The organism is Streptomyces alkaliterrae (assembly GCF_007097205.2).
In the GTDB taxonomy this organism is placed as follows: domain Bacteria; phylum Actinomycetota; class Actinomycetes; order Streptomycetales; family Streptomycetaceae; genus Streptomyces; species Streptomyces alkaliterrae.
This window is the reverse complement of the sequence record NZ_VJYK02000161.1, coordinates 1-12,820: the sequence shown is the minus strand read 5'-3', so window position 1 is coordinate 12,820 and position 12,820 is coordinate 1. Positions and strand designations below refer to the sequence as shown.

At 73.2% G+C, this 12,820-nt stretch carries 12 protein-coding genes; 5 read left to right on the top strand and 7 right to left on the bottom strand.

Annotated elements, in window-relative coordinates; all coding sequences use genetic code 11:
- Positions 1-42: 42 nt before the first annotated feature.
- Positions 43-1,158, bottom strand: a complete 1,116-nt coding sequence (locus tag FNX44_RS16020; protein ID WP_143648935.1) for a diiron oxygenase — start codon at positions 1,156-1,158, stop codon at positions 43-45.
- Positions 1,159-1,370: 212 nt separating this feature from the next.
- Between FNX44_RS16020 and FNX44_RS16015 the strand changes: the two genes are divergently transcribed.
- The 4 genes from FNX44_RS16015 (at position 1,371) to FNX44_RS16000 (ending at position 4,758) form a co-directional block, all read left to right on the top strand.
- On the top strand, positions 1,371-2,312 hold the full coding sequence (locus tag FNX44_RS16015) for an AurF N-oxygenase family protein (protein ID WP_143648934.1): 942 nt from the start codon (positions 1,371-1,373) through the stop codon (positions 2,310-2,312).
- An 84-nt stretch (positions 2,313-2,396) separates the two neighbouring features.
- Positions 2,397-3,110 (top strand): TetR/AcrR family transcriptional regulator, encoded by a 714-nt coding sequence (locus FNX44_RS16010; protein ID WP_143648933.1) that lies wholly within the window; start codon positions 2,397-2,399, stop codon positions 3,108-3,110.
- Between the two features lie 72 nt (positions 3,111-3,182).
- Positions 3,183-3,473: a DUF8847 domain-containing protein gene (locus tag FNX44_RS16005; protein WP_143648932.1), complete on the top strand. Its 291-nt coding sequence runs from the start codon at positions 3,183-3,185 to the stop codon at positions 3,471-3,473.
- 109 nt (positions 3,474-3,582) lie between these two features.
- The gene (locus FNX44_RS16000; protein WP_143648931.1) at positions 3,583-4,758 is read left to right on the top strand and encodes a hypothetical protein; all 1,176 of its coding nucleotides are present in this window, start codon (positions 3,583-3,585) and stop codon (positions 4,756-4,758) included.
- A 223-nt stretch (positions 4,759-4,981) separates the two neighbouring features.
- Here FNX44_RS16000 and FNX44_RS15995 read toward each other — a convergent pair whose 3' ends face one another.
- From FNX44_RS15995 to FNX44_RS15975, 5 genes are all read right to left on the bottom strand, one after another.
- Positions 4,982-6,217 (bottom strand): styrene monooxygenase/indole monooxygenase family protein, encoded by a 1,236-nt coding sequence (locus FNX44_RS15995; RefSeq protein WP_143648930.1) that lies wholly within the window; start codon positions 6,215-6,217, stop codon positions 4,982-4,984.
- Between the two features lie 108 nt (positions 6,218-6,325).
- Positions 6,326-6,976, bottom strand: a complete 651-nt coding sequence (locus FNX44_RS15990) for a GTP-binding protein (RefSeq protein WP_143648929.1) — start codon at positions 6,974-6,976, stop codon at positions 6,326-6,328.
- Complete coding sequence (locus FNX44_RS15985) at positions 6,957-7,388, bottom strand: DUF742 domain-containing protein (RefSeq protein WP_143648928.1); 432 nt, start codon at positions 7,386-7,388, stop codon at positions 6,957-6,959. Before FNX44_RS15985 ends, FNX44_RS15990 begins: the two co-directional genes overlap by 20 nt.
- Positions 7,385-7,867, bottom strand: coding sequence for a roadblock/LC7 domain-containing protein (locus FNX44_RS15980; RefSeq protein ID WP_143648927.1), 483 nt, complete (start codon positions 7,865-7,867; stop codon positions 7,385-7,387). Before FNX44_RS15980 ends, FNX44_RS15985 begins: the two co-directional genes overlap by 4 nt.
- Entirely contained in the window at positions 7,864-10,734 is a 2,871-nt protein-coding gene (locus FNX44_RS15975) for a sensor histidine kinase (RefSeq protein WP_173019202.1), read from the bottom strand. The genes FNX44_RS15980 and FNX44_RS15975 overlap by 4 nt, the downstream gene beginning before the upstream one ends.
- Positions 10,735-11,143: 409 nt before the next feature.
- Here FNX44_RS15975 and FNX44_RS15970 point away from each other — a divergent pair, with 409 nt between their 5' ends.
- Positions 11,144-11,971, top strand: coding sequence for a protein phosphatase 2C domain-containing protein (locus FNX44_RS15970; RefSeq protein ID WP_143648925.1), 828 nt, complete (start codon positions 11,144-11,146; stop codon positions 11,969-11,971).
- 21 nt (positions 11,972-11,992) lie between these two features.
- Here the strand turns inward: FNX44_RS15970 and FNX44_RS15965 are convergent, their stop codons facing one another.
- Positions 11,993-12,535 (bottom strand): MarR family winged helix-turn-helix transcriptional regulator, encoded by a 543-nt coding sequence (locus FNX44_RS15965; protein ID WP_143648924.1) that lies wholly within the window; start codon positions 12,533-12,535, stop codon positions 11,993-11,995.
- Between the last annotated feature and the right edge of the window lie 285 nt (positions 12,536-12,820).

The following is a 12,820-nucleotide window of genomic DNA, read 5'->3' as shown; positions in this document are numbered from 1 at the left end:
GGTTGTTCGCGGTGTCACAGCGGGTGCTGGGGACGGAGGGGGTCAGGACTCGTCGTCGGCGGTGGCGGCGGTGACGGCGGCGGCGACCTCCGCCTTGCGGGCGGCCTCCTCTGCGGCGAAGCGTTGGGCGTCGAGCTGGTCGGCCAGTTCCTCGTCCTGGGTCATGAGCTGGTCGAGGTCGGCGTCGCCGAGCTCGAGGACGCCCATGTCGACGTAGGCGCGCTGGAGGCGTTCGCCCCACAGGCCGATGTCCTTGACGCACGGCACGATGCGGCTGAAGAGGAGGCGGCGGAAGAGCCGGGTGAAGTCCGACTGCTCGGTGAGGGCTTCGGCCTCGGCGGCCGGGATGCCGAAGTCGGCGAGGACTTCGGTGCCCTTGATGCGGTCGCGCATCAGGTAGCAGCCCTCGACGACGAACTCCTCGCGTTCGCGCAGCTCGGCGTCGCTGAGCTGGCGGTAGTAGTCGCGCAGCGCCATACGGCCGAAGGCGACGTGCCGGGCCTCGTCCTGCATGACGTAGGTGAGGATCTGCTTGGGGAGGGGTTTGTTCGTGGTGTCCCTGATCATGCCGAAGGCGGCGAGGGCGAGTCCTTCGATGAGGACCTGCATGCCGAGGTAGGGCATGTCCCAGCGGGAGTCGCGGAGGGTGTCGCCGAGGAGAGCCTGGAGGTTGTCGTTGACGGGGTAGAGCGTGCCGAGCTTCTCGTGGAGGAAGCGGGAGTAGATCTCGGCGTGCCGGGCCTCGTCCATGGTCTGGGTGGCGGAGTAGAACTTGGCGTCGAGGTCGGGGACGGACTCGACGATGCGGGCGGCGCAGATCATGGCGCCCTGTTCGCCGTGCAGGAACTGGCTGAACTGCCAGGCGGCGTAGCGGTGGCGCAGTTCGGCCTTGTCGCGTTCGGTGAGCTTGGCCCAGTGCGGCGTGTCGTACAGGATCAGCACCTCGTCGGGGGTGCCGAGCGGGTCGGCGGGGTCGACCTCGAGGTCCCAGTCGATGCGGGTGGCGCCGTCCCATTGCTTGTCCTTGCCCTTCTGGTACAGGGCGAGGAGGCGGTCGCGGTTGTCGTCGTACTCCCAGTTGAAGCGGGCGGCGCCGGTGGCCGGTACCTGCCATTCGTGCGGTCCCGGGTCGTGCGCGTACAGCTCGTGCGTCGGCATGGGGCCTCCCGGCTGGCCGATGGAGACACGTCGAACCCCGGACGTGCGTGGGGTTGTTGGCAGGCTCACACGTGGGTGACAGTCGCGTCAACAAGTCGTGCGCGGGGGATTGACGAGCTTACTGACAGGCAGTCTCATAAGAGAAGACACGACGTACCGCCGGTAACCCCCGCAGGGTGCCCGGCCCGCCGAGATCAGCGAGGTGCTCCACGATGACGACCGCCCCTGAAACCATCTCCGAGCGCGAGGTGCTGCGGGACGCGCTCGGCCTGCTCAAGGACCGGGAGCAGATCGCCGAGCGCCTGCTGGAGTCGTCCCGCAAGCACTCCTTCGACCCCGACAAGGAGCTGGACTGGGACGCTCCGCTGGCCGACGGCAAGTGGTTCTGGCCCCCGGAGCTGGTCTCCCTCTACGACACCCCCATGTGGAAGCGGATGTCGGAGGAGCAGCGCATGGACCTCGCCCGGCACGAGGCCGCCTCGCTGGCCTCGCTGGGCATCTGGTTCGAGATCATCCTCATGCAGCTTCTGGTCCGGCACATCTACGACAAACCGGTGACCAGCGCACACGTGCGGTACGCGCTCACCGAGATCGCCGACGAGTGCCGGCACTCGATGATGTTCGCGCGGATGATCCAGCGCGGCGGCGCCCCCACGTACCCGGTGAGCCGGACGACGCACAACCTGGCCCGGGTGCTCAAGACGGTCTCGACGACGCCGGGTTCCTTCGCCTGCACGCTGCTGGGCGAGGAGATCCTGGACTGGATGCAGCGGCTGACGTTCCCGGACGAGCGCATCCAGCCGCTCGTGCGCGGCGTGACCCGCATCCACGTCGTGGAGGAGGCCCGGCACGTCCGCTACGCGCGGGAGGAACTGCGTCGCCAGATGGTCGAGGCGCCTCGCTGGGAGCGGGAGTTGACCAGGGTCAGCTGCGGCGAGGCGGCCCGGGTCTTCTCCATCGCGTTTGTGAACCCGCAGGTGTACACGAACGTGGGACTCGACCGCCGGGAGGCCGTCGCGCAGGTGCGCGCCAGCGGCCACCGCAGGGAGGTCATGCAGACGGGCGCGAAGCGGCTGACGGACTTCCTGGACGACATCGGCGTGCTGCGCGGAGTCGGCCGCCGGCTCTGGAAGAGCAGCGGCCTGCTGCCCTGAGCCCCCGGAGGTGAGGGAGGGCCGTTCGGCCCTCCCTCGGCGGCCGGGGCCTGGAGTCGCCCCGGGGCGGTTACGCTGCCAGGCATGACCGTCCCGGCGTACCGAAGACTGAGCGTGGAACAGCGGCGCAGCCAACTGCTGTCCACGGCACTCCGCCTGTTCGCCCGACTGCCGCCGGAGGAGGTCTCCCTGGAGGACGTCGCCTCCGAGGCCGGGGTCTCCCGGCCACTGGTCTACCGGTACTTCCCCGGCGGAAAGCAGCAGCTGTACGAGGCCGCGCTGCGCAGCGCCGCCGACGAGCTGGAGCAGTGCTTCGACGAGCCGCACGCGGGCCCGCTCACGGACCGGCTGGCCCGGGCGCTGGGCCGGTACATGGCGTTCATCGAGGAGCACGACGCGGGCTTCACCGCGCTGCTGCGCGGCGGCAGCGTCGTGGAGACCTCCCGCACCTCGGCGATCGTCGACGAGGTTCGGCGGCAGGCCGCCGCGCAGATCCTCTCCCACCTGGTGGTGGAGCCGGCGGGGCCCCGACTGAGCATGACCGTGCGGACGTGGATCTCCTCGGTGGAGGCCGCGTCGCTGATCTGGCTGGACGAGGGCAAGCAACTGCCGCGCGCCGAGCTGCGCGACCTGCTGCTCGACCAGCTGATGGCCGCGCTGGTCGCCACCGGCGCGCGGGACGAGCAGACGGCGGCCGTGGTGCGGCTGGCCGCCGAGGCGGAGGGCCCGGACGGCCGGTTGGCGGACCTGGCGCGGCGCGTCGTCCCGGTGGTGACACCGGCGGCCCATCTGCTGTGAGCGGCGCGTCGCCGTGAGCGACACGGGGCGGTCGGTGGGCGGACCGGCCGACGCGTTTGCGAAGCTGAGCCGATGAGGAGCGAGGACACCGCCTTTGTCGGCGGACCGTTGGACGGCCGGGTGCTGCCCGTCCTGCTGGGGCCGACGGGCCGACCGCCGAAGTTCTACGAGGTGCCCGTGCCGTCGGCCGACGGCGGCGAGCCGGTGGTGTACGTGTACCGGCTCGAGGTCGCCGGGGTGAGCAAACGGCTCGGCCTGCCGCGCGGATGGCAGTACGTCTACGAGCCGGAGGGCCGCCCGCGCCGGGTGCGCTGGCCGTGGTCGAAGCCGGAGCCCCGGCGGGACGGGCCGGGCGGGGACTGAGGGCGCCGCCGCACGCAGTCGCCGGAGCGCTGTCCGGCGTCCGGGTGGTAGCGCCGCATACCGTCGTTCAATACGACAATCAGAGGCAGGGTGCTGTCACGATCGCGGCATGAACGGCTGCGAACGGAGGCACTGCTCACCGGCCGCCCGGGGCGGATGGTCGGCGCGGAGGCGACGCGGGCTTGTGGCGACGGCGGGCGCGGTGCTCGCCGCCGTACTGCTGGGCGTCGCCGCCGACGCGCCTGCGGACGAACCGCACACATCCGGCCGGACACCACTCGCCGGCGGCGCCGCCGCCCCGACAGTGGCCGGGACGAGGCTCAGCGCGGAACCGGCGGAGGTGCCCGGCGGCGAGGAGTCGCCGCCCGAGCGCCGGTCCCTGGCGGAACGCCCCTCGTCGCCGGTCGAACAGCCCGTGTCCGGCATCGAGCGGCGCTCCCCCGCCGTCGAGCGGGAGAGCGCCGGACGCGCCCGGCCGGCGGCGGAACCGCCCGCCGAGCCACCGGCCGAACCACCGGCCGGACTACCGGAGCAGCCCGCGCCCGGACTCGGCGGGACTCCGCCCGCCCGCCTGCTGCTGACGGAACTGCGGACCGGCTACCTGGCCGTCGACCAGGCGAGACGCGCCTACCGGAAGGCCGACACCCGGCTGCGGCGGCAGCGGTCCGTGGTCACCCGGCTCGACGAGCGGCTGCGACGCGCCCGCGCCGAGCTGGCCGCCGGACGCCTCGACGCGGGGCACATCGCCCGGCTGCAGTACCGGAACAGCACGGCGGGACTCACGCCTTACGCACGCATGCTGCTGCGGCCGGACCCACAGGACGCGTTCGAGGAGCGCCACCAGCTGACCCGGCTCGCGGACGCCCAGGCGCTCGCCGTGCTGCGCATGGCCGGCGGCGAGCAGCGGCTGGCCGCGACGGCCAGGAAGGCCCGTACGGCGCTCGCCGAACAGCGCGCGCTGGCCGACGAACGGCAGCGGAAGCACCGGGAGTTGCGGCGCCGACTGGACCGGCTGAGCCGCCTCCTGGCCGGCCGGGCCGGGGACGGGGGCGGCGGCATCGGTGGGAGCACCGGTAGCAGGGGCGAAAGCGGCACGGGCGCCGCCCCGGCGGCCTCCGGCTCGGCCGGGAACCTCCCGCCCGGCGGCAGCGGGGCGTCCGACGGCGGCCGCCCCAGCGGGGGGCCGCTCGGCAGCGGCGTCTCGGGCAGCACCGAAACCGGACAGCCCCGGCGGGATACCACCGCGCCGGAAGCCGGGGCCGGCACGGCCGCTCCCCCGGCGTAGCCACCCTCGTTCCCGGCCGGACGGGGCAACAGGACTTTCCGACGGCACCTGGGCCGTGACGCCGTGACCGCTCGGCGGAACCGGAGCGTTCGTTCGGCGACCGTCGCCGAGGCAACCGCCGGGGCCGAGGGGCCGCGGAGCCGGGACCGCGGCGGCGACAGACTCGGCGGTCCGGCAGCCGACTGGCTCGGCGGACCATCCGCGCCCCGCGCTCGGCGCGGCGTCAGGCGGGGGTCACCGAGGCGAGGTAGGCCGCTGCCTTCTCCGGGTCGTAGAACCAGTCCTCGAAGTCCGTCGGATTGTTGAAGCCGTTGGCGAACCGGTCGCGGACGGGCGGCAGTTCGCCGCCGGCACCGATGAGCTGGAGCACGTGCTCCGGCGGCGGCGCGAGCATCGCGTTCGTCCACTTGGTGACGTGCTGCGCGGTCTGCCAGTACCGGTCGAACGCGGCCTGCATCCATTCCTCGTCGAAGGGGCGGTCGCCGTGTTCGACGATGGAGGCGAGGTAGGAGGCGGCGCACTTGGAGGCGGAGTTGGAGCCCTGCCCGGTGATCGGGTCGTTGGCGACCACGACGTCCGCGACGCCGAGGACGGCGCCACCGCCGGGGAGCCGGCCGACGGGCTTGCGGACGGTGGGCGCGTACCGGCCCGCCAGCGTGCCGCCGGCGTCGGTGAGTTCCACCTTGGTGGCCCGGGCGTACTCCCAGGGCGTGTACTTCTCCATCAGCGCCAGGGTGGTGGCGAGGTGTTCGGCGGGGTCGCGGATCTCCTGGAAGACGTCGAGCGGGCCGCCGGGCACGCCTTCCCAGAAGAGGATGTCGCAGCGTCCACTGGTGGTGAGGCTGGGCATCACGAAGAGTTCGCCGACACCGGGGACGAGGTTGCAGCGCACGGCCTCGGTGTCGGGGTGCTCGGGGCGGGGGCCGAGTCCGGTGACGTAGGAGACGGCGAGCGCGCGCTGCGGGGTGTCGTAGGGCGAGCGTTCCGCGTCGCGGGCGAACATCGAGACCAGTTCGCCCTTGCCGGCGGAGACCAGCACCAGGTCGTAGGTGCGGGCGAAGAAGTCGAGGTCGGAGACGGCGGCGCCGTGGATGACAAGCTGGCCGCCGCGCTGGGCGAAGGTCTCCATCCAGCCGGCCATCTTCACCCGCTGGTCGACGGACTGCGCGTGGCCGTCGAGCCTGCCGAGCCAGTCGATGGCCCGGCTGGAGTCGGGGGCGGCGACGGAGACACCGAGGCCCTGGATGCGCGGGGCCTGGTTCTCCCAGAAGTTGATCTCGAGGTCGCGTTCGTGCTGGAGCGCGGTGTGGAACATGCACTGCGTGGACATGACCCGTCCGCCGCGGATCTCGTCGGCCGTGCGGTTGGACATCACGGTGACCTCGTAGCCCTTGGTCTGGAGGCCGAGGGCGAGTTGGAGACCCGACTGACCGGCTCCGACGATGAGTATCTTCCGCATCGAGGCAACACTCCTGTGTGACGGTGTGACTTCTCGCGAAGGCGAGGGGAACAGGCGACGGTGGTTGTCAGGCGGGGGCCGTCCGTCGGGGCCGCCAGGCGGTGGTCGTCAGGCGGGGGTCAGCTCGACGGCGTGGGCCACCAGCGTGGTCAGCGAGTCGACGACGGTGTCCCGCTTCCTGGCGTCCATGACCACCACCGGGACGCCCGCCGGGACGGACAGCGCCTCGCGCACGTCCTCGGCCTCGTAGTACTCGGTGCCCTCGAAGTGGTTCACGGCGACGACGTAGGGCAGTCCGCAGCTCTCGAAGTAGTCGAGAGCTGGGAAGCAGTCCTCCAGGCGGCGGGTGTCGGCCATGACGACGGCGCCGATCGCGCCGCGCACGAGGTCGTCCCACATGAACCAGAAGCGCTGCTGCCCGGGCGTGCCGAACAGGTACAGGACGAGGCCGGCGTCGAGCGTGATGCGGCCGAAGTCCATGGCGACGGTCGTGGTCGTCTTCTCGGGGGTGGCGGCGAGGTCGTCGGTGCCCTCGCTGGCCTGCGTCATCACGGCCTCGGTGACCAGCGGTTCGATCTCGGAGACGCGGCCGACGAAGGTCGTCTTGCCGACGCCGAAGCCGCCGGCCACCACTATCTTGGTGGCGATGGGGGCGCGGCTGGTGTCCTTCTGCCACTCCTGGAGCGGCTCGTCCGGCCCCGCCGAGCCGCCCGACGGCGTTGTCGGGGTCGTGGTGCTGTCAAAGCCTGCGAAGTCCACCCAACACCCTCTCAAGCAGTGCGCGGTTGGGGCGGCCGGTGGCCTCCCGGCCCGTTCCGTAGACGCGGACCCGGCCCTGGTCCGCGAGGTCGCTCAGCAGGACGCGTACGACGCCGAGCGGCATCCGCAGCAGCGCGGCCACCTCGGCGACCGAGCGCATCTGGCGGCACAGCTCGATGATGGCGCGCATCTCCGGCATGATCCGGTCCTGGCCGGCCGAGTAGTCCCGGCCGGGCAGCACCCGGCGGCCGGGTGGTCCCTCCAGAGCGGGTGTGTCGGTCGAGGCGACGAACGTCTCGACCAGCAGCACGTGGCCGAAGCGGGTCCGGCCGCCGGTGATCGTGTACGGCCTGACCCGCGCGGGTTTGCGTTCGCCGTACGGACGGCTGGGCAGTGGGGGGTTCGCGGTCACTTGTCCTGCTCCATCGACTTACGCAGTTCGGTACGGAGTTCGGGGGTGAGCACATGTCCCGCACGACCCACGAAGAGGGCCATGTGGTAGCCGATCACACTCATGTCGCAGTCGGCGGTGGCGTGCACGCCGAGCAGCGAACCGTCGCTGATCGACATGACAAAGACGGTGCCGTGGTCCATCGCGACCATCGTCTGCTTGACCTCGCCGGCCTTCAGCAGCCCTGCGGCGCCCGTGGTGAGGGACGCGATGCCGGAGACGATCGTCGCCAGGTCGGCGCTGGCCCCGCGCGGACCGCCGCCGCCGGGCTTCGCCGGGACGTCGGCCAGACCGGGGTCGGAGGCCAGGAGCAGCAGGCCGTCGGACGAGACGACCGTGACGGACCGGATGCCGGGAACCTCTTCGATCAGGTTCGCCAGCAGCCAGCGCAGGTTGTCCGCCTCGCTGCTCGGGGTGCGGGCGGTGCTGGACGCGTTCACTGACGTGCCTCCTCGGGGGTGTCACCAATCTCGTTCGCCCCCGGTTTGTGCGGTGCGTCGCCGACGGCGACTGCGCCGTGGTCGTCGGCGACAGGGCCGTGGTCGTCGGCCGGTGCCGGGTGCCCGGCCTCGGCGGCGGCGCGCTCGCCCTCCCGCGCGCCGTGGGTGAAGCCGCCGATGCGGCGGCGCAGTTCCTCCGCGCGCTCGCTGCCCGAACGGGCGGCGGGCACCGCGCCGGTCGGCGCGGCGACGGGGGTGATGTTGGGTGTCCGCTTCGGCAGGCCCTTGTCGGTCAGCCGGCGCGGCGCGGGTGCGTCGCCGACGGCTGGCTCGTCGTCGACAGCCAGGCCGTCGTCGACAGCGGGTTCGTCGGCGGCGCGCGTGTTGTCGTCGACGGGTGCGGCCTCGCCTCCGGGCTCCCCCGCCGGGTCCGTCGCCGGGTCCGTCGCCGGGTCGGCGGAGGCTTCGGACGCGCGGGGCTCCGGGTGCCCGGAGGCGGTGTCCGGGCTCCGCTCACCCGACGGCTCGTCCGGTGTCGCCGCCGCCGGGACGACGTCGGCGGTCAGCCGTCGGACCCGTCCGGGCAGGGCGTGGGAGTTGGCCTCGGCGACGGTGCCGGGCAGGGCCGGTGCCGTGCCGCTGCCGGTGGTGGTGGTGACCGGGTGCAGCGGGTCGGGGCGGTCCGGCAGCAGGGTGCGCGGCAGGGTGACCACGGCGGTCACACCGCCCTGCTTCTGCACCCGCAGCTGGACCCGCATGCCGTGCCGCGCGGCCAGCTTGGCGACGACGTACAGGCCGATGCCGAACGCGCTGTCGCCGTCCTGGGCGGGCGGGTCCTGCTTGTCCGGTTCGCCCAGCCGCGCGTTGAGTTCTTCCAGGCGCTCGGTGGTCATACCGATGCCGGAGTCGGAGACGGACAGCATCACCTCGCCGTTCTCCAGCAGCCAGCCGGAGAGCTGCACCTCGGCCTCGGGCGGCGAGAACGCCGTGGCGTTCTCCAGCAGTTCGGCGACGAGGTGGCTGACGTCGTCGGCGGCGAAACCGGCGACCTGGGCGTGCGGCGGGAGCGCGGCCATCTCGACGCGCTCGTAGCGTTCGATCTCGCTGATCGCGGCACGCAGCACGTCGAGCAGCGGCACCGGCCCGGCGTGGTGGCCGGTGGGGTGTTCGGCTCCGGCGAGCAGCAGCAGGTTCTCGCCGTGGCGCCGCATGCGGGTGGCGAGGTGGTCGAGCTTGAAGAGGGTGGCCAGGCCCTCGGGTTCGTTCTCGCGCTCCTCCAGGGCCTCCAGCTGGGCCAGCTGGCGCTCGGCGAGGTTGAGGTTGCGCAGGGCGAGCTGGACGAACGTGCTGTGGACGGCGCCGTCGAGTTCGTGCAACCGCTCGGTGAGGGCGGTGACCTCGGCGCGCAGGTCGTCCCGTTCGGCGGCGAGCTTCTTGCGGCCGCCGGCCTGGCGGACGGCGTCGGCCTCGGCCGTCTCGGCACGCGCGCGCAGCTGGACGGCTGTCTCGCGCAGCTCGTTGAGTGACCGGATCACGTCGGCGTACTCGTCGTTGCGGCCGGTGAAGCGGATGGGTTCCTCACCGGTGGGGTCGGCGGCGAGCCGGCGACCGCCGAGGCGCACGACGGCCAGCGGCCGGGTCATCGAGCGGGCCGCGTAGACGCCGGCGCCGACGGCCAGCAGCAGCGCCGCGCCGACCAGGCCGAGGCGGATCTGGAGCGCGGTGACGTCGTCGGCGCGCAGCTGTTCGAGGCGGCCGACCTCGGCACCGGCGAGCGAGGACTCGACGCTGCGCATGTGGACGACGCGGGCGGTGAGCGTGGCGTCGACGCGGTCGGCGTTGAACGCCTGGGCTGCCGGGCTGAGGCCGCCCTGGGCGGTCATGCGCTCCAGGTACCGCTCGGCGGTGGTGACATCGCCGCCGGTGACGGTGGTGCGCAGCTTCTCGCGGACGCGTTCCTGGGCGGTCTGTTCGAAGTCGGCGGCCGCCGACAGTTCACGGAACCGGGCCAGTTGGGCGGCGGAGGTGAGTTCGGGCTGTTCGCCGCCGGCGGCGAGGGCCGCGAGCAGCAGCCCTCGGGTGGCGGAAGCCTGTTCGGTGGCGCGGCCGAGGAAGGGCAGCGCGTGGGCGGCCGCCGGGGTGCCGTCGGCGGCGGACTCGGCGGCGCGCGGCGGGGTGCGGCGGGCCGTCTCGGCGGCGATGTCGCCGAGTGCCTGGATGGCCTCGGTGTAGGCGGTGTGGACGGCGCGGGCGTCCTTCTGGCCGCCGTCCGCGGTCTCGGCGCGCTGCCGGGCGTCCGGGAGCCGGTCGAGCAGCCCCCGGGTGGTGGTGGGCAGTTCGGGGCGCAGTTCGGTCAGCCGGCTGTCGACCTTGGCCTGGAGGCCCTTGGTGTCGGCGAGCGCGGCGGCCGCCTCCTCGTCGGTGTCGCCTTCCGTCCCCGTCCCGCCCTGGCCGGCTTCCGGAGTGCCGGGTGCCGGGGTTCCGGGTGCCGGAGTGCCGGGCACGGCGGGCCGACCTTCGGCGGGGTTCTGCGGGAACTGCCCCTCCCCGACTCCGGGCTGGCCGGGGACGGCGTCACGGGTGGCGCCCCGGGCGGCGACGGCCCGGACCTGGGCGTCGCGTTCGTCGGCCAGCGCGTGCGCGAGGGAGATGGCGCGTTTGCCGGTCTCCGCCCGGGTGACGAGGTCGTGGGACTCGGACAGGTCGGCGGACGCCGCGAGGATGACCGGTGTGCCGGCGGCGCCCACCGCCGCGGCGCACAGGACCACCGAGGCGAGGAGCCGGTTGCGCACCCTGGCGCGCTTCCGGTTGTCGCCGGTGGTGGCGTCCTGCTGCTGACTGCTGTTGCGGAGTCGCTTTGTCCCCACCCGTGCTCGCATTCTCGCTACCGCGGGCTGGCGGGTGCCAGCCGGCGAACGTCCTCTGTGCGGCATGAGTCCGCTCCGCCCCACCGACGGCGTCTGACCCTTTCAAGCACCGTCGCGGGTTGGCTTGGCTTCCTCTGCCGGGCCACCTGAAGGAGTGAACATCACTTTCGAGTGACTGAACAAGCTGGGGGTGGTGAACCGTTGTCGGAGCGTGAGACAGAGGGGTTGGCCACCCGGTGTGCGCCATGGCAGGATGCGCGCCCGCACCCGGCACGGAGTGAGTGATTCCGGTGCAGTCCGGGTCGGGACGGTCAGCTCACCGCGAGCCGCCCGTTTTGTCGGTGGCCGAATCTCGACGCTCCGGTCGTCGGCGTCCGGTAGTGATGCGGTGGCGGGCAGACTGGGTGTCATGCGCATCGAGCTGGTGACCGAACCGGGCGACCACTCCGTCCCCAACGAGGACTACGCGGCGGTGGGTTCAACCGCCTCCGGGCTGGGCGGAACGCTGGTCGTCCTGGACGGCGTGACACCGCCGGCCGCCGCGCACGGCTGCTCGCACGGCGTCTCCTGGTACGTGTCGCGACTGGGTGGGACGTTGCTGGAACTGTCCGGTTCGCACCCGGAGCTGACTCTCACCCAGTGCCTGGCCGCGGCCATCTCCCGTACCGCCGACGCGCATTCCCCAATCTGTGACCTTTCTCACCCTCGCACTCCGCAGGCAACCGTCGTGGTCGCGCGGTGGTCGGCCGACCACGACGGCGGGGACGGACGGGTCGAGCACCTTGTGCTCTCCGACTCCGTGTTGCTGCTGGAGGACCCGTCGGGGGTGGTGCGCCCGGTACTCGACACCCGGCTGGACGAGCTGCGTCCGGCGGTGCGCGGCCTGCCGGCGGCCGAGCGGATCCGCCGGATCGAGGCACTGCGCAACCGCCCGGGAGGCTTCCACACGGCGGCGGCCGATCCGTCGGTGGCGGAGCTGGCCGTCACCGGCAGCACACCGCGCGGCCGGGTGCGGTCGCTCGCGGCGCTGACGGACGGCGCCACACGATGGAGTGAGGTGTTCGGCCTCGGCGACTGGTCGGCGCTGCACGCGGCCCTGCGCAAGGAGGGTCCGGGCGCGGTGGTGTCCCGGGTACGGGCCGAGGAACGCGCGGACGCGGCGGGCGTCCGTCATCCGCGCGGCAAGGCACACGACGACGCCACGGCCGTACTCGTGGAGCTGCCCACCGGGCGCTGAGCGCGCCGGCCGGGGCGCGGGTCAGTCGGCCAGCGGGCCGTGCGCGTTGAACTGGTGGAGGAGCCGAGCGAGTTCCGCGACCTCCTGGCGGTCCCAGGCGGCGAGGGCGCGTACGAAGCGGCGCCGGCGGGCCTGCCGCACGCCGGTGAAGCGTTCCCGGCCGGTGTCGGTCAGCCGGACGAGCGAGGCGCGGCCGTCGGCCGGGTCGGGCTCCCTGGTGACCAGGCCGAGCACCTCCAGCGAGCGCAGCTGGCGGCTCATCGTGGCCTTGCCGACGCCGAAGTAGCCGGCGAGGTCCGTGCCGCGCTGCGGCCCGGCGTCGTGCAGGCGCAGCAGCAGCCCGTAGGCGGCCGGTTCGAGGTCCGGGTGGACCTCGCGGGCCATCGCCCCGGAGGCGGCGCGGGCCCGCCGGAAGAAGACGGAGAGCTCTCGTTCGAGCTCGAGGAACTCGGGGACCTCGCGGCACTCGGGCGCGCCGCCGTGCCGACCCGCCGGGTCGGCCTGGGCCGGCCGGTGGTCGTCCGGCTGGTGTGATGTCCGGCCGTCCGCGCTGCCGTTGTGCACCCGTCCACGCCTCTCCGGGCGCTCGCCGCCCGACACTGCTCGTCCCGACGGGTGCCGGCCGCTCGCTCCGGCTCGCCCGCCACCGCGCGCCCCGCACGGTCCGCCCAGTATTCCGCAGCCCCGCGCCAGCACCCACCGCGAGCGAGCCGCCGGGTGGGCGGTGCGCGTCCGCTACCGGTACCCGCGGCGGCAACACCGGTCTGGTGATCAACTTCTGCCCGTGGTGCGACGCCCGGTTGCCGGAAGCCAGAGGAGGCCGGACGCGGCGGTGGGGCGGGTCAGCGG